Annotated in this window: 12 protein-coding genes and 1 pseudogene; 8 read left to right on the forward strand and 5 right to left on the reverse strand. The window is 68.9% G+C overall.

Annotated features, from left to right (window positions below):
- Window positions 1–67: 67 nt before the first annotated feature.
- The 3 genes from ACZ3KP_RS21950 (at window position 68) to ACZ3KP_RS21960 (ending at window position 3,123) form a co-directional block, all read left to right on the forward strand.
- Window positions 68–1,411: a pyridoxal phosphate-dependent decarboxylase family protein gene (locus ACZ3KP_RS21950; RefSeq protein ID WP_467501352.1), complete on the forward strand. Its 1,344-nt coding sequence runs from the start codon at window positions 68–70 to the stop codon at window positions 1,409–1,411.
- Window positions 1,412–1,760: 349 nt separating this feature from the next.
- Window positions 1,761–2,549 (forward strand): ArsR/SmtB family transcription factor, encoded by a 789-nt coding sequence (locus ACZ3KP_RS21955; RefSeq protein ID WP_467501527.1) that lies wholly within the window; start codon window positions 1,761–1,763, stop codon window positions 2,547–2,549.
- A 58-nt stretch (window positions 2,550–2,607) separates the two neighbouring features.
- A complete protein-coding gene (locus ACZ3KP_RS21960; protein ID WP_467501353.1) occupies window positions 2,608–3,123 on the forward strand; it encodes a hypothetical protein in 516 nt (171 codons plus the stop codon).
- A 589-nt stretch (window positions 3,124–3,712) separates the two neighbouring features.
- On the opposite strand, the gene ACZ3KP_RS21965 is transcribed toward ACZ3KP_RS21960, so the two are convergent.
- On the reverse strand, window positions 3,713–4,525 hold the full coding sequence (locus ACZ3KP_RS21965) for a helix-turn-helix domain-containing protein (protein WP_467501354.1): 813 nt from the start codon (window positions 4,523–4,525) through the stop codon (window positions 3,713–3,715).
- 183 nt (window positions 4,526–4,708) lie between these two features.
- Here ACZ3KP_RS21965 and ACZ3KP_RS21970 point away from each other — a divergent pair, with 183 nt between their 5' ends.
- On the forward strand, window positions 4,709–5,470 hold the full coding sequence (locus ACZ3KP_RS21970; RefSeq protein ID WP_467501355.1) for an SDR family oxidoreductase: 762 nt from the start codon (window positions 4,709–4,711) through the stop codon (window positions 5,468–5,470).
- Between the two features lie 70 nt (window positions 5,471–5,540).
- Here ACZ3KP_RS21970 and ACZ3KP_RS21975 read toward each other — a convergent pair whose 3' ends face one another.
- From ACZ3KP_RS21975 to ACZ3KP_RS21985, 3 genes are all read right to left on the reverse strand, one after another.
- The gene (locus tag ACZ3KP_RS21975; protein WP_467501356.1) at window positions 5,541–6,716 is read right to left on the reverse strand and encodes a macrolide family glycosyltransferase; all 1,176 of its coding nucleotides are present in this window, start codon (window positions 6,714–6,716) and stop codon (window positions 5,541–5,543) included.
- 288 nt (window positions 6,717–7,004) lie between these two features.
- Window positions 7,005–7,964: a class I SAM-dependent methyltransferase gene (locus ACZ3KP_RS21980; RefSeq protein ID WP_467501357.1), complete on the reverse strand. Its 960-nt coding sequence runs from the start codon at window positions 7,962–7,964 to the stop codon at window positions 7,005–7,007.
- Between the two features lie 199 nt (window positions 7,965–8,163).
- Window positions 8,164–11,802: a glycosyl hydrolase family 95 catalytic domain-containing protein gene (locus ACZ3KP_RS21985; protein WP_467501358.1), complete on the reverse strand. Its 3,639-nt coding sequence runs from the start codon at window positions 11,800–11,802 to the stop codon at window positions 8,164–8,166.
- Between the two features lie 248 nt (window positions 11,803–12,050).
- Between ACZ3KP_RS21985 and ACZ3KP_RS21990 the strand changes: the two genes are divergently transcribed.
- The 4 genes and pseudogenes from ACZ3KP_RS21990 to ACZ3KP_RS22005 all read left to right on the forward strand — a co-directional run.
- Window positions 12,051–12,662 (forward strand): GNAT family N-acetyltransferase, encoded by a 612-nt coding sequence (locus ACZ3KP_RS21990; protein ID WP_358982870.1) that lies wholly within the window; start codon window positions 12,051–12,053, stop codon window positions 12,660–12,662.
- Between the two features lie 66 nt (window positions 12,663–12,728).
- A complete protein-coding gene (locus tag ACZ3KP_RS21995; protein ID WP_467501359.1) occupies window positions 12,729–13,448 on the forward strand; it encodes a helix-turn-helix domain-containing protein in 720 nt (239 codons plus the stop codon).
- A 41-nt stretch (window positions 13,449–13,489) separates the two neighbouring features.
- Window positions 13,490–14,044: a dihydrofolate reductase family protein gene (locus tag ACZ3KP_RS22000; RefSeq protein ID WP_358982874.1), complete on the forward strand. Its 555-nt coding sequence runs from the start codon at window positions 13,490–13,492 to the stop codon at window positions 14,042–14,044.
- A 41-nt stretch (window positions 14,045–14,085) separates the two neighbouring features.
- Window positions 14,086–14,283 (forward strand): annotated as a pseudogene (locus ACZ3KP_RS22005) (winged helix-turn-helix transcriptional regulator); the annotation flags it as partial.
- Between the two features lie 78 nt (window positions 14,284–14,361).
- Here the strand turns inward: ACZ3KP_RS22005 and ACZ3KP_RS22010 are convergent.
- Complete coding sequence (locus tag ACZ3KP_RS22010) at window positions 14,362–16,365, reverse strand: right-handed parallel beta-helix repeat-containing protein (protein ID WP_467501360.1); 2,004 nt, start codon at window positions 16,363–16,365, stop codon at window positions 14,362–14,364.
- Window positions 16,366–16,428 lie beyond the last annotated feature (63 nt).

A 16,428-nucleotide genomic window follows, 5' to 3' on the forward strand; every position in this document is an offset into this window, starting at 1 on the left:
GCGGGACGAACTCGTCGCGGCCGCGGAGTGGGTATGCCGGTACCTGAGCCACCTTCCGGAAGCCCCGGTGAGCCGTCCGATGCCCGCGCGCCGGCGCGCCCGCCTGCGTGATGCTTCGCTCGACCGTACCGGCGGTGAGCTGGGCCAGATCCTGGACTTCGTGCGCGAGGAGATCGCACCCTTCCCCACCGGGAACGGGCACCCCGCCTTCTTCGCCTGGATCAACTCCCCGCCCGCCCCTGCCGGCCTGATCGCCGAACTCCTCGCATCCGCCGTCAACGCGACCTGCGGAATAGGCGATAACGCCCTCATGGACCTGGAACGCGGCACCGTGCGCATCCTCGCCGACCTGGCCGGACTCCCCGCCACTGCCGGAGGGGTCCTGACCAGCGGAGGCTCCATGGCCAACCTGCTCGCCCTGGCCACCGCCCGCACTTGGTTCCTCACCCGACGCGGCTCCGGTGACGGCCACGCCTACGACCGCGACCACGCCCGGCTGACCCTCTACTACAACACCCAAGCCCACATGTCCGTCGCCAAGGCCGCAGCCTGCATCGGCATCCCCGCCCACCGCCTGCGCCCCATCCCCAGCGACGCACAGCACCGCTTGGACCCCGCCGCACTGTACGCAGCCGTGACCGGGGACCAGGCCGCCGGGCTCCTGCCGTTCTGCACTGTCACCACGCTGGGCACCACCGCCACCGGCGCCGTCGACCCCCTCGAACCGGTCACCGCCTTGTGCCGGCGCATCGGGATGTGGCACCACGCCGACGGAGCCTGGGGCGGACTGGGCGCCATGGTGCCCGCTCTGGCACACCTCTACCAGGGCGTCGCCGGTCTGGACTCGATGACCGTGGATCCGCACAAAACCCTCAGCGTGCCGGTCGGCTGCGGCGCTCTCCTGGTCACCGACCCGGAGCACCTGCACACCGCCTTCGCCCACCGCGCCTCCTACCTCACCCCCGGCGAACCCGACACACGTCCCTGGCTCTCCCACGCCACCATCGAACTCACCCGCCCCGGCACCCGCGCCCTTGCCCTGTGGGCCACCATGCAGCACCTCGGACGCGACGGCGTCACCGCCCTGCTCCAGCACTACCTGACCCTCGCCGACCACCTGCGCGAGAAGATCACCGCCAGTTCCCGCCTGGAACTCGTGGCCGGCGGCCCCTGGCCAGTCGCCTGCTTCGGTCTCACCGGCACCGTCGCACCCGACGCCGACACCCTCCACACCCGCGTCGCCCACCGCGTCCAGACCGCCGGACGCGCCTACCTCGCCACCGTCACCGTCCACGACCGCACGGTCCTGCGCGCCTGCCTCTGCAACTACCGCACCAGCGAGAGCGACCTCGATCTGCTCCTTCGCGAAGTCCTCCACGCCGCCGACTCCGACCGCGCAGCACCCGTCTGATGCACCGACGCGTGATCACCCATCAGCCACGGCGGGCCGTCTCGTTCAGCTGCGTCCACCAGCCCGGACCACCGAGGCCGAGCTGATGTCCCTGGTGCATATGCCGTGAGCCGGGCTCGAGCCTAAGTGGGGGTTGGCCGGGCCGCGCTTCGCGTGCGCCCATCTCCCTCGACGGGGTTCAGATCCGGTGCGTAGGCGGCGACGCAGGCACGCCCCAGGAGGACGGGCCTGGGGCGGCCCGGACGTCGGCGCACAGCGCTGCGCTCGGGCTCGCCTCTCTGGCCCCGCCCTTGACGATAGGCAGGTGAATGCCTGCATAATGTTGAACGTGAGCCTCGAAGCAACGACGATGGACTTGGTGTTCAAGGCGCTGGCCGATCCCACCCGGCGGCTCCTGCTCGACCGGCTGCGCGAGCACAACGGGCAGACGCTGCGCGAACTGTGCGAGCACCTCGACATGGCGCGCCAGTCGGCGACGCAGCACCTGGACATCCTCGTGCGAGCCAACCTCGTCACCGTGGTACGGCGCGGCCGGGAGCGACTGCACTACCTCAACCCGGCCCCGATCCACGAGATCGAGGAGCGCTGGATCTCCGGCTTCGACAAGCCCCGCCTGCAAGCGATCAGCGCCATCAAGCACCAGGCAGAGGAGTACGCCATGACCAACGCACCAACAGCGGTGCCGGATTACGTATACGTCACCTACATCCGGGCCAGTGCGGAGCAGGTGTGGCAGGCCCTGACCGACGCCGACCTGACGGCGCGCTACTGGGGACACTCCAACGTCTCCGACTGGCAGCCGGGCTCCGGGTGGGAACACCGGCGAGCCGACGGCTCGGGCAAGATCGACGTGGTGGGGCATGTCCTGGCTGCCGAGCCGCCGACCCGGCTGGTCATCACCTTCGATGACGTCCCCGACGGCGAATCACCGAGAGAGCCGTCGGTCGTCACCTTCCTCATCGAACCGCATCAGGACATCGTTCGCCTCACCGTGACCCATGAGCGCCTCCCCAACCAGGAGATGCTGGGTGGCATCTCGGCCGGCTGGCCGGCCGTGCTGGCGAATCTCAAGTCGATGCTGGAGACCGGCGAGGTCCTGCCGCAGGCGCCCTGGGAGATGTCCGGCGCTCACACCTGAGCCGCGCCTCCCCGCCCCTCGTTCATTCCGCATACGCCCGCACAGAGAGGTGCGACACATGCTGGTCACTGCCCCGCTCCAGGACGCCTACCGCGCCCTGCTCGACGCTGCCGCCGACGTGGCCGACGCCGACGACCCCGGCCCCGCCCCGCCGGACGGCGAGTGGAACGTCGACCAGGTCCTCGCACACGTCTCTCTCGTCAGCGCCGCCACCATCGCCGCCGTCGCAGGTATCGCAGCGGGAGCCAACACGACGTACGACAACCGGATCGCCCTCGACGCCTGGACCATCGAGCAAACCATCGCGCACGCCGGCGGCAGCCCCGGGCTCCGGGACCGCATCAGTGGCCAGGCAGCCGCACTGTGCGCACTCGCCGGAGGTACGGCGCTCACCGATGCCGAACTCGGCACCCTGGTGCCGGTACGGCTCCTGTCCAACGACACCCTCCTGGTCGATCAGCCCATGTCGCTGCGCGACGTCGTCACCGGACTGGCGGAGGTAGAACTGCCCGGCCACACGAAACAGCTCCTCGCCCTGGTCCCCGACCGGGCTGTGGCCGAGGCCACTCGGTGACCACGTCACAGCGACCCTGACTTCGGCTTGTCGGCTTGCCGGGGAGATGTTCGTGGAACTTGCCGACAGCGTTGGGCTGTTGGCTGTAGTCCCATGTGTGAGGTATGCGGAGGGGGGTTGACGCCGGAGGCACGTCGACGCCATGGCGGGGCGGAGACGAGGAGGCCCTGGCCTCGGTGGGGCCCCATGGATCGCGGTGCCGTCCGTCTCCCTATGGCCTGCGGAGGCCGGCCGGGCACCTGCCGCACCGGCGTCATCCCGGCAATGTGCCGAGCGTGATGGAATTACCCGGATCAAAAGAGCCGAAGGAGAAAGCCCTCTCTCCGTCATACCCCGGGCAGCGTGGAACGCGCGGTATTGGCTGTGACCGATCCCCCACGTGTGGAACACGGCGGCGAGCACCGTGATGACCGGCAGCGCAAGGCGCGCCTACGCCGGTTGGTCAACGGGAGACCGCCACCGCGCACGACGACCCACACGCATGGGTACGGCCCCGTCGATAACAGTCGTAGGCATGCACAGGAGTGTTCGACACAACGCGCGCCCGCAAGGCCCATGCACCCCCATGCAAACTGATCCTGACGGGACTTCAGACTACGACTGCGGCGAGGAGCTTCAGTTTCTCGTCGCTGTCACTGTCCTTGTCGGGGTAGTACACGACCAGGATGACGTCGTCGATGGGGAGTTTGTCGCGGTGGAGGCGTAGCTCACCGACGACCGGATGGTGGACGGTGGCCGTACCTCCGTCGAGACTGCGGACGTCGTGACGGGCCCACAGGGTCCGGAACCGCTGACTGGACAGTGCGAGTTCTCCGACGAGCTCGACGAACCGGGGGTTTTCGGTGTCGTCGCCGATGGTGGTGCGCAGGGCGGCGACGAAGTCGGCGGTGGCTTTCGCCCAGTCCTGGTGGAAGGCCCGTTCCTCAGGGTCAAGGAGGAGAGAACGCAACCGGTTCTGGCCGGGCCGCAGGCGGGGGGAGAGCGCGACGGCCATGGGGTTGGAGGCCAGCACGTCGAACGCTCGGCCTTCGACGAAGGCAGGGATCTGAAGGTGGGCCAGCAGTTCGTGCACCCGGGCCGGCACGTGCTCGGGCCGCTTCCGGCGTGGCGCCCTGGAGCGCGCTGCCGCGAGGCCGAGCAGATAGGTCTGTTCGATGTCGTCGAGCCGCAGGACGCGCGCGAGCGATTCGAGGACCTGTGGTGAGGGGTTCTTGTCACGGCCCCGTTCCAGGCGCAGGTAGTAGTCGGGGCTGATTCCGGCGAGCAGGGCGACTTCCTCACGTCGCAGGCCGGGCACGCGGCGGTTGCCGCCGGGCGGGATTCCTGCCTGTGCCGGGGAGACCAGCTCACGCCGGGCACGAAGGTAGCTGCCGAGCCGGTTACCGGAGTCCTCGTCCTTCATACCGACACGGTAACGCGGTGCGCGTGTCCCAGAGGGGGCCCTGGCAGGACCAGGGAAGACGGGGGCTCTCCCCCACCTGGCCGGTGCCGTCAAGACTGCGTGGTGAAAGAGACAGAGAGTGTCGCCGCGTGCGCCGCGAGCCTGCAGCACGCCGGCGGCATCCTGGACCGAAGGGAAGACCTCGTGGATCTCTCCAACCGCACCGTTCTCGTCGTCGGCGGAACCTCGGGCATCGGGCGGGAGCTGGCCCGGCGGTTCGCCGCGGCGGGCAGCACCGTGGCCGTCGGCGGCCGCAGCCCACAGGCACTCTCGGAACTCGCCGAAGAAGGCTTCGGCACGATCAGTATCGATGTCACCGACAGCGCCTCCGTCGCCGCTGCCCGTGACGCCGCGCTCGCCCGGTACCCCGAGCTGGACACCGTGGTGACGATGTCGGGCGTCATGCTCTTGGAGGACCTGCGCGACCCCGCGCACTTCGCGGCGGCGCAGACGACGATCGACACCAACCTGCTCGGCACCATCCGGGTCATCGACGCCTTCACCGAGCACCTGGTCCGGCGGGGTGCCGGCACCTTCGTCACCGTCACCTCCGGCATCGCCTTTCTGCCCTTCCCGCCCATGCCCAGCTACGCCGCCTCGAAGGCCGCGGTGCACGCCTACTCCGAGGCGCTGCGCGCGCAACTCGACGGCACCGGTGTGGGCGTCGTGGAGCTCGTCCCCCCGGCCGTCGCCACGGCAGGGCAGGAGAAAGTGAACCCGCACGCGTTGCCGCTCGACGACTTCGCCACCGAGGTCATGGACCTGCTCTCGCAGGACCCCACCCCCCACGAGATCCTCGTGAAGGGCGTCCTCATGCACCGCTGGGCCGAACGCGACGGCACCTACGACGACCTGGTCGCACAGCGCTCCCAGGCCCTGGCCATGCTCCCCGGCCGCAGGCGCTGACGCCTCTCCCCTCCTGGACACTGGAACGGGGAAGTTCTGCCCCACCACACCCGGCTGCGGTGGGCAGGGATCAGGTCAGCATGTCCTCGATGAGGTCGGCGGCGTACAGGGTGCCGCCCTCGGCGCGCGCCTGCGCGCGCAACAGTGCTGAGCTGCGGGCCACCTCCGCGTCGGTGACGAGCTCGTTCAGGGCCGCCCGCAGGGTCTCGGGGGTGGCTTCCGCGGTGTCGATGCGGCGGGCCACACCCAGTTCCACGAGCCGGTCGGCGTTCATGAACTGGTCGGCCGCCTGCGGCACGGCGATCATCGGCACGCCTGCCAGCAGCCCCTCACCGCAGCCGCCCATGCCCGCGTGGGTGACGAAGGCGTCCGCCTGCTCCAGGATCGCCCGCTGCGGGACCCAGGTGTGCACCTCGACGTTGGGCGGGACGTCACCGAGTTCTTCCGGGTCGGTGTGCTTGCCGATCTGGAGTACGACGTGCCAGCCGGGGAGGTCGCCGTAGGCCGTCAGGCAGTGGCGGTAGAACTCCGGTTGACGGGTGAATGCCGAGCCCAGCGAGATCAGCAGCACGTTCTGTGCGTCCGCCGGACGGGTCCAGTCGGCGGTGCCCGCCGCAGGGTCGAAGCACGGTCCGACGAAGGTCACCGTGTCGGTGTCGACCCGGCCGGTGTGCGGCTGCATGGCCCGGGTGATCAGGGCCAGGGTCCGCGAGGGCCGGCCGGAGAAGGCGTCCACGTCGGTGGTGGACGCCCCGGAGTCGGCGAGCCAGCGTGCGAACCTCGCCCGGTAGGCGTCGGCACCCGGCAGTTGCCACAGGTGGGCCGCGACGTCCCGGTCGTAGCCCTCCCAGGCCACGAACGTCGGGGACAGCTGCAGGAGGTGTCGGTCCTGCGTCTCCGCCAGGGCGCGCGCGGCGTAGGCGCCGATGTCGTACAGGTACAGGTCCGCCGGGTCGTGGTGGTAGGCGGCGTGCAACTGGGGCAGTGCCTGGACGGCGTTGGCGAGGAAGAGGTCCATCACGGCGATGGGGTCCTCAGGCCAGTTGTTGTCGGCGACCGGCAGCACGGACGTGCAGGCGACCAGTTCGGCGCCGGTGGCGGTGACGAGGTCGGCCACGACCGGGTCGTTGGCGTAGGTCACACGGTGGCCGCGGGCCACCAGCTCGCGGATGATCTCGAGGCTGGGCAGGACGTGGCTGACGGCAGGGATACCGACCATCGCGATGTGGGCACGGCGACGGGACATGGGCGATCACTCGATTCGGTTCTACGGCGGTAGGGACACGGCAAGCCGGTGCGCCGGCCTCTCCGAGGACCCCGGACGTAGGCATGCGCACGGCGAAGGGCGGGGGACGGGGCGCTGCCCGGCCGTGTCAGCCGTAGAACTGAAGGAAGAACATGGCCGTGACCCTAACCCGCCGTCAGGTTGCGGAGCACCTGGATTTCCGGTGACCGTCGCCTGGAGAGCTCCGCACGGGTGCCGCTGCGTCCGTGCGGGACTCCCGTGGAGCCGTCCCGCATGCGGACCGCCCCCTCACTCGCCCCCGTCTTGATCCGAACCGAATCGCCTGGTCGAGCGACGACTTTCCGCGACGGCCACGCGACCCGATCGCAAGGATGCCCTGCCGTGCACCGGGCCGCTGAGGGACTGTGCGAGGGTGAGGAGGTCGTCGTCCGACACCACCGACAGGCCGTACTCGGTGAGAAGTGCTGCCAGCTGCTGGGGCGTCCACAGCGAACGCCACGGCTCGCCCGCGGTGACGGAACTGCCCAGCACGCGTGCCAGCAGCCGCCCTGCGGCCGCCTTCGCAGACGGGGCCTGGTAGTTGACGACGAGTGCGCTGCCCGGCACCGTCCGGGCGGCGAGTGCGGCCACCGTGGCGCGCACCTCGTCGCGCGTGAGGTACGGGACGACGCCCTCCCACAGCCATGTCGTCGGCGCCGACGAGTCGTGGCCGGCGGTCTCCAGCGCCGCACAAAGATCGTCGACAGCGAAATCGACCGGCGTGAACCGCACCGAACGGGCAACGGGCGGAAGCCCGGCGGCGAGGGCACTCCCCTCGTCCGCTCCGTGCGGTGTCGGCGCGGCCTCGGTGAGGCGGGCGCGCTTGTCCTGCTGGGAGGCCGGATGGTCGACCTCCCACACGTCTGTTCGTGCGAGTTCGGGCATGCGCCACGCGCGGGTGTCCAGACCGGCGCCGAGAATCACCAGTTGGCCCGTCACGCGGGCGCGCACCGCCTCATCGATCGCCACCGTCCGCGGCACGACCACTTCGGCGCACGCCCGCACGGTCTCGTACACGGTGCGCGCCTGCCAGCCCTGCGGCGGAGTGTCCGCGCGCACCTCGTCCACGGGTCCGCGCTCCGCGTCGCGCAGCAGCCGTACCGCCACCGGATCCGCGAACCGGCCGGCAGCGGCCCTCCCGTCCGCGACCGCCCGCCCCTGACAGACCAGCACGGCGGTCCGGCTCGCCGCACGCCCGCTCTCGCTCATGGAGCCACATTCAACACCATGCCCCCTTCCGGCCCACTTCGGCGAGAAGAGGACAGGGGCTCGCGCGTCGCCCTTCGAGCGGGCGTCTACGCGGGCGGGACGTTCTCTGTGGTTCTCGCTCGATGCCCGGTGTGCAGATCGGCCTTGGGCACGTGCCCCGCGGGTCGTCCCATGCCTTCTGGGTGGCGAAGTCGTGCGGTCACTTCGGCTCGCCGGCGATCGCCGCGGCCGGGTCGGTCCTGTCCGGCAGGGTGACGGCGAGGGCCGGGTCGATCGCCTTGATCGCTTCGTTCAGCGCGACGGCCGCGAAGTAGGCGGTGTCCTCGCTGACGTTCACCGCCGAGTAGCCGGAGTAACGCGCTTTCACGCCCAAGGCGTTGATGTACGCCATCTGCAAGCGTTCCTGCAGTCCTTCCCAGTCCCGGCTGGTCGAGACCCGCGTGAAGCCGCCGCTTCCGGTGGTGTCGCCCGAATACGCCGAGACCTTCTTCGCCGCGGCGAGCACCGACGCCAACGGGCCGTACCCGCTGGAGTCCGCTCCTGATGAGGTCACCGTCACGGTGGTCGTGACCGGTGGCAGGCCCGGGTCGGCCGTACTGGTGCCGGTGATGGTCACCGTGCCCGCCCCGCGTGCGGTCACCAGCCCGTTCTTGTCGACCATCGCCACGTTCTGGTCGCTCGACCGCCAGGCGATCCGCCGGTCGTAGGCGTTGGCCGGCGACACCGCAGCAGTGAGCTGCAGCCGGTTCGTGCCGGTCACCTTGCCCGTGTCGGCACTGGTGGACGCCGGCCCGTAGATCGTCGCTTGCGGCGGGCTGAGCAGCCGCAGTCCGGTCGGGACCGTGGACACGTCGGCGACCTTGACGTGCATCGTCTGACGTACCCCGTCGTCGGACAGGCCGCCGTGCTCGACACCGCGCGCGGTGATCGTCACGTTCGCGACCGTGCCGCCGCCGGTGCCGACCGCCTGGAGTGTCGCCGTCCTGCCGGACCCGGTCACCTTCACGACGTGGCTGTTCGAGGACGTCCACACCACCGTGTCGCCCGGCTTGCCGCCCTCGAGCGCGGCGGTGACGGTGCCGGTGCCCGCGGGGGCGTGGCGGTGCGCGCCGTCGTGGACCAGCGTGGTCGAGTACGTGGACAGCGAGATGCCGGTGATGGTGTGGTCATGGTCGGTGGTGTCGACCATGACCATGTACCGCTTGCCCTGTTCGGCGTCGAACACGAGCTTGCCGCCCCGCACGTCGTAGTCGACGCGCTCGCCCAGCGTGTTGTCGGCGTTGACCAGCTGGATGACGGGGCGGCCGTCGGCCCACGGGTCGACCAGCGCGATCCTTCCGTCCCGTTTGCTGGTCAGGTCCACGTAGGCGACCGAGCCCTTGTCCGCGTCGAACGCGCTCGACACCTCGACGTCGCCCTTCGCGCCCAGCCGCTCGTAGCTCACCGACCGGGTCCGGTCCCAGTTCGGGAACACCGACAGGGTCGTCGGCATCCGGGGCGTGGTGCTGCTCTGCAGCAGCATCGCGTTGACGCCCTCCATCGCGCCGACCGTCTCGACCGCGCCACCGCTGCCGTAGTAGGTCAGGTTGCTGGTTCGCACCTTGGCCCTGAGCGCCGTCTTGAACTTCGTCAGCAGGTCGGCCGCCGGCCAGCCCGCGTGCGCCGCGATCGGGAACACCTTGGGGAAGCCGTTGTTCTGGCTGTTCCAGCCGGCGAACCCGGTGGCCGCCCAGGAGTTCATGTACGTGAGCGTGTTGCGGACCTTGCCGAGCAGTTCCGGGTCGCCGTCCAGCTGCTGCACGTTCTCGAAGGGGAAGACCACGCCCTCGAGCTCGACCGGCTGATCGCCCGGCTCGATCATGTCGACGTGCGCCTGGTTCGGCGACTGGTAGTCGGTGGCCGTCAGCGTCGGGACGAAGTCGTCGTTGTTGTTCGCGGAGAAGACGCCCTTGGGCAGCTCGGCCTCCGGGAACGCCGTGTGGTCGGCCAGGTCCTTCCACCGAGCGACGGTGGCCTGGGCTTCGCCCATCTCCGGGGCATGCGCGGAGAGGAACGTCGACAGGTACTTGATGGCGCCGATGTCGAGATCAGGGTTGATGTCGGCGGCGTCGCCCTCGTGGATCGAGGAGCCGATCACCGAGTAATGGTACTGCCCGTTCCCGTCGTCCTGCTTCAGCACGTAGGAGCTGTAGAAGTCGAGCAGCTGCTTGAGATACGGATAGAGCACCCTGCGCAGGTACTGATCATCCAGTGTGTACTCGTAGGAGGAGAGCATGTTGATCGCGGCGAAGAAGCCGTTCGACTTCTGGTCCGTGGACCCCGAGCTGAAGCCGTAGACCGGCACGGGTGCCTTCGGGTTCAGTGCCGGCTGATCGCTTGCCAGCAGGTGGAAGGGGGACAGCGTCCGTACGTGCACGGCGCCGTCGTGCCCCTGCGCGGCGGCGTTGTTCCGCTGCCACGGCAGGTCGTAGGCGATGACCCGGTTGTACGGCACTTCGGTGTCGATGCGGTTGCTAGAGCCCGCCGCGTAGTACTGCGCCTGCTGGTTGTAGTTGAGGAAGTACCGGCCACCCCAGCCCACGTTGTCGGCGGGGACCCACTCGCCGTACATGGAGCCCGGCAGGTTCTGCGGATTCACCTTCCCGTTCGCGCTCGTCGGGCGGTTGGAGCTGCCGAGCACGTACAGCGATCCGTAGTAGTACTGAGCGACCTCAGGATCGGCGAACTGGACGTAGCTGCGCAGCCAGTAGTCCTTCCACCATGCCCGGTGCTCGGCCTTGAGCCGGTCGACGGCGCCCTGCGACGCATACGCGTGTACCCCGTCCACGGCGTCCTTCTGCACGTCCGCAACGCTTTTGATCGTGTTGTAGTCGCCGCTGCTGCTGCTCAGGTAGGTGACCAGGGACGTGGTCGCGCCCGGCGCGACGGTGACGTTCCCGGACTCGCCGAGCGAGTTGTAGTACTTGCCCTTGTTGCTGTCGTAGTAATCGTTCGCTTCGATCTGCTCGCGCGGGTTCGCGAGTTCGGAGCCGACGACGGTCGTCGCGGTCGCCATCCGGCTGCGATAGCCGCTCGTGTTGGTGGTGGTGCTGTCCCGCGTCGTCCACAGGACCGGGCCGGCCTGCGAGGTGTCCACTCCCCCGGTGTACGGGTAGGTCTTCTGCGCATCGGTGAGGTCGGTCGCGCTGGAGTTCGCGTACGCCATCGCCGGGACCCACTGCTTGATCCTCAGCGTCACCGGCCCGGTGCCGTTGTTGCGGATCTCGGTGACGAAGACGTTCGCGGTGTCGGCGGTCCAGGAGTCCAACTGGAGCGGCGCGTCGGCACCTTCGTCGTCCTTGAGCTGCATGTCCGTGGTGACCTGGGCGTCGAGGATGTCCTGCCGCATCGAGAACGCGCTCGCCGCGTCGGTACCCGCCGCGCCGGTCGGCCAGACGTCCAGTCCGCCGCCGGACAGGATGCCCGCGTTGTCCTTGACCGAGCTGCCCTGCGCGTGCAGCGTGCCCCAGAAGTCGTTCTTGCCGAAGTAGAACTGCTGCGAGGTGTCGGACACGCCCGCGGCGACGGCGCCGATGTCGCCGTTGCCCATGAGCTGGCCGGTCGTGTAGCTGCCCTTGTCCACGTCGCCGATCCTCAGTGGGGACGTCACCGAACCGGAGATGCCGGACAGGATCTTCTGGAGCTGGGTCCAGTCGTCCTGGCGGAGATGGTCGAGTACCGCTTGCGGCACCTTGAACCCGTGGTGGCCGGACGGCCCGACGTCCGCGGCCAACGCGGGGGCGGCGGTGAGGGCCCCGATCATCGCGAGCACGGGTATGACCGCTAGGTGACGTCTCACATCAGCTCTCCTTGGCCATCAACACTGCACGAGCGGCGGCTACCGATGTCTGCTACGAGGCCGTAAGCGGAGAGTATGGAGAGGAGATCCGATGTCTGTCAACGAAATGCACCAGGACACAAGGGGAGTTGACCCTTCAGGTATCGAGAAGTCGACCAGTGGTCCGATGTATACGATTGTGCTGTGGCGCCGACAAGTGCGGATAAACGGATGGTGGGGAGCAGGTGTGACGCGGCAGGATGCCCCGCATGGCATTGCCCACCCCCGAACTGCACACTCCGCGCCTGCGATTGCGACCGTTCACCGACGCCGACGCCGCGCCGCTCTACGCCCTGCACAGTAACGCCCACGTGCTGCGTTACTGGGACTCCCCGCCGTGGACCGAACCGGCGCGCGCCCAGCGCTTCATCGCGACCTGCCGGAGGATCGAAGCCGAAGGCACCGGAGCGCGGGTGGCCGTCGACCGCGTCTCCGACGGCGCGTTCCTCGGTTGGTGCGGCCTGAACAGCTGGAACCCGGACTTCCGCAGCGCTTCCCTGTGCTATGTCTTCGATGCCACCGCATGGGGCCACGGCTACGCCACGGAGACCGCGCACGCCGTCCTGCGGTGGGCCTTCGACACCCTGGACCTGAACCGCGTCGAGGCCGAGGCGGACACCCGCAACCCTTCCTCCGCCCGGGTCCTGGAGAAGCTCGGCTTCGTCCACGAGGGCACCCTCCGCGAGAACTGCGTGGTCAACGGCGACGTCTCCGACTCCTGGGTCTTCGGTCTTCTGCGCCGTGAGTGGCACCCGACGGCAACACCGACCGACGGCCGCTCGACACGCGACGTTCGCTCACGGGAGCGCGGATTCGGGTGAGACTCTGGCCGTCCGGACGGCGTGGCACACTGGCGGCTCAGGCAGCGGTGAACGGGGGGCGTCCGGTTGGGTCTGGAGATCGAGAGCAGGGCGTCGGAGCTGCCGTACATCGAGCGGGTATGGCGCAGTCGCAGCGACGAAGTGGGTCGGATGACGTCGATCGCGACATCGCACTGGGAGCTCGTCTTCTGGGAGCACCACGGCCAGGTCCATGCGGCCGTACTGGGTCCAGAACCCGAGGCATGCCTGGCCCCCGTACCCGAGAACGCCACGTTCTTCGGCATCAGCTTCGCCCTCGGCACCTCGATGCCCCACGTCCCGATCAGCCGGCTCGTGGGCGGTAGCGCGAAGATACCCGACGTGACGCGGCGCTCCGTCTGGCTGAAGGGCTCAGCTTGGCATCCGCCCGATTACGACAACGCGGAGGCGTTCGTGCGGCGCATGGTGCGTGAGGGCGTCGTGGACTGCGACCCGATCGTCTCCGCCGTGCTCGACGGTGCTGCCCCCGATGTCTCGGAACGCACCCTTCAGCGCCGCTTCGTCGCGGCCACGGGCCTCACGCGGGGCGCCGTCCGGCAGATCCACCGCGCCCGTGAGGCGGCGCTGCTGATCCAGGACGGTACGTCGGCCCAGGATGTCGTGCACCGGCTGGGCTACTTCGACCAGCCGCATCTGGCGCGGTCCTTGGCGCGGTACATCGGCCGTACCGCCACTCAACTGAACTCTCCGGACAGGACGGAGCCCCTGTCGCTTCTGTACAAGACCTCGGACACGACGCCCGCGTAGTTTTCCTGACGTAGCCCACGGGATCTCATCACGGAGGAATCATGCGCAAGGTCGTTTCGGGTCTGTTCGTCTCGCTCGACGGCGTCGTCCAGTCGCCGAACGAGTGGCAGTTCGCTTTCGACGAGGAGATGGGCGCGGCCCTGGGGAAGGTGCTGGAGACGGCCGACACCATTCTGCTGGGCCGGGTGACCTTCACCGAGTGGGCCGGATACTGGCCGACGGTGACCAGCGGCGAGGACGCCGGATTCGCCAAGTGGATCAACGATTCGCCCAAGTACGTCGTCTCCTCCACCCTGGACAGCGTCGAGGACTGGGCGAACAGCACGCTCGTCAACGGCGATCCGGCGGCCGCGATCGAGGAGCTCAAGGCGGGAGAGGGCAAGGACATCACCGTCGCGGGCAGCCCGACGCTGGTACGTTCGCTGCTGGAGCAGGACCTGCTGGACGAACTGGTACTGCTGATCCACCCGGTAGTGGCCGGCGAGGGCCGCAAGAAGCTGTTCGCCGACGATGCCGCCCTCAAGAGGTTGGAACTGGTGAGCGCCCAGCCGACCAGCAGCGGAGTGATCATCGCGACCTACCGTCCGGTGCGCTGACGACTGCTCAGCGTCAACGCGTGGGTTTGGCAGGTGGCTCAGTACGCGACGGCCTGGTGGCGCGCCGCGTGGAACCCACCGTGCCCCCTGCCGTGCACTACCGTCTCACCGAACTGGGCCTGTCCCTCGAAGAGCCGCTCTCCGTCCTGCGGCTCTGGGCCGAGACGCACATGCCGGAGATCGACCGCAACAACCGGGCTGCCGACGCGCGCGAGGGACGGCGGGCGGCCTCGTCCTGACGGGGCCGCCCGCCACACCGGTCAAGCACACCGGTCAAGACCGCTCCGCCGTCCGACGCCGGGTGCGCATCTCCCGTGTCAGGCCGGCTGCCAGGAGAGGATCGCCTGGTACTGCGACTCGACGCCGGCCGCCGCGATGATGGTCGACGGAACCTGGGCAGCTCCCGTGATGGCGTGATTGTCCTGTATCAGGACTTTCTTGTTGTCGTAGTCGGACGGGCCGTTCGGCCAGTAGTTGCCCTCGATGTCCGTGGGGTCGTACGTACCGTCTCCGGCGGTGTAGTTCACGTGTTTGCTGCCCCACGGCGAGACGTCGATGTTCCACACCGCGTTGCCGAGGACCGACACGTAGGTGGCACCGTTGTCGGTGTACAGGACATGGCCGCCGGAGGTGTTGAGCTGGTCGTGGACCACGTTGCCGGTGACCTTCTCGCCACTCGCCATCGAGGTGCCCGTGATGCCGTTGGTGTAGACGGCACCGCCGTCGCCGAGCAGGGACATGTGATCGTAGATGAGGTTGTTCGAGATCGTGTTGTTGTTCGAGTAGTTCGGCTGCGCGGGCAGGCTCACCTTGTCGGGCCAGCCGCCCCAGCCGATGGAGATCGCCGTGTAGGGCACGTGGTCGATCTGGTTGTGGGTGATGGTCGACGTCTCGATGTATCCGGCGTCGATGGCCACCCCGCCGTGGTACTCGGCGGCGGTGTCGTAGAAGTGGCTGTCTTTCACGGTGATCCCGCTGGTGTGCTGTGCCGAGCCGGTCGGCTGCGGGATGTCCACGCCTCCCAGGTCGAGACCGTTGCCGGAGATGTCGGTGAACACGCAGGCGGTGACCGTGTCGTTCTGCGAGCCGTCACCGAGGTCCAGTCCGGCCGCGCCGAGGTGGACGAAGTAGTCGTGGTCGAAGTGAATGCTCTTGTCGTAGGTGAACCGCAGCGCGCCGGGCATCTTCGTCCAGTTGCCGTAGGGGCAGGTGCCCCCTGACACGAACTGGCACAGCCCCTGGATGGCGTAGCCGGTGGCACCGGTGACCTGGTACGTCGCCTGGATCTCGGAGAAGCCGGTGCCGGTGCTGGAGGTCGTGTAGTTCGCGTAGCTGAACTGGATGCCCTGGAAGCCGATGTGGTCGGGCTCGTCGGAGGCGCTGCCGGAGGTCGCCACCAGAGTGTCGAGCGAGGGTGCCTCGACGTCCGCGGTGGTCAGGTCCTGTCCGGGACGGGGGATGTAGTAGAACCGGTGCGCGTTCTTGTCCAGGTAGAACTCACCTGGCTTGTCGAGGAGTTCGTAGGCGTTCTCCACCGCCGTCGGCGCCTCGGTGATCGACTTGCGGCCGACCAGGTTGTAGGTGCGGCCCGAGTCGTCGGTACGCATGACGCGCTGCGTGGAGTTGTTCCAGCAGGGCTGGGCCATGGTGATGGCGGTACCGGTGACCGAGGCGACCGGGCAGCGCGGCTCGGTCCACAACCCGAGTCCGCCCCGGTAGACGAACTCCAACGCCGAGGGATCGCGCCAGCCCGCCATCGGGTCACCGGACGCCGTGGTGTATCCGGTCGCCGTCTGTTTCACCGACACCGGCAGCGCGCCGGTCGCACGCTGGGCGCGCACGCCGTCCACGTACAGCTGCCGGGTGTCCAGGCCGGTGGGGGCCGGGGCGGACCAGATGCCGCTGCCCGCGCCGGTCCGGGCCCAGCCGGTGATCTGGACACCGCCGCTGACGACCGGGGACTGTCCGGACGCCGCCTTCCACCAGACGGTGCCGGCCGTACCGCCTCCGGAGTCCGCAGCGGTGAAGGTGAGTGTCTTGGCCAGCCTGTAGACGCCACCGGCCAAAGTCACGGTGATCGGTCCGGACGTCGACTTGTCGATCGCCCGGACCACCGTCTGGGCCTTGGTCAGCGTCCGGAAGGGAGCATCGGCGCTGGTCCCCGGGTTGTTGTCGCTGCCGTTGGGCGAGACGTAGTAGGTGACCGCGCTCGCCGCGCGGGCGGGCAGGGTGAGCGCCCCGGCGGCCAGCAGCGTGCACAGGAGGGCCGCACCGACCCTGTAAGGTCCGATGAATAAGCGGAACGCACGGGTGGGCCGCACGAAGCGCACCTGTCGACTTCTTGGAAACATGCGGGAAAAGTAGAAGCACGGCGACGAGACGTC

Source organism: Streptomyces sp. NPDC020958 (genome assembly GCF_055562175.1).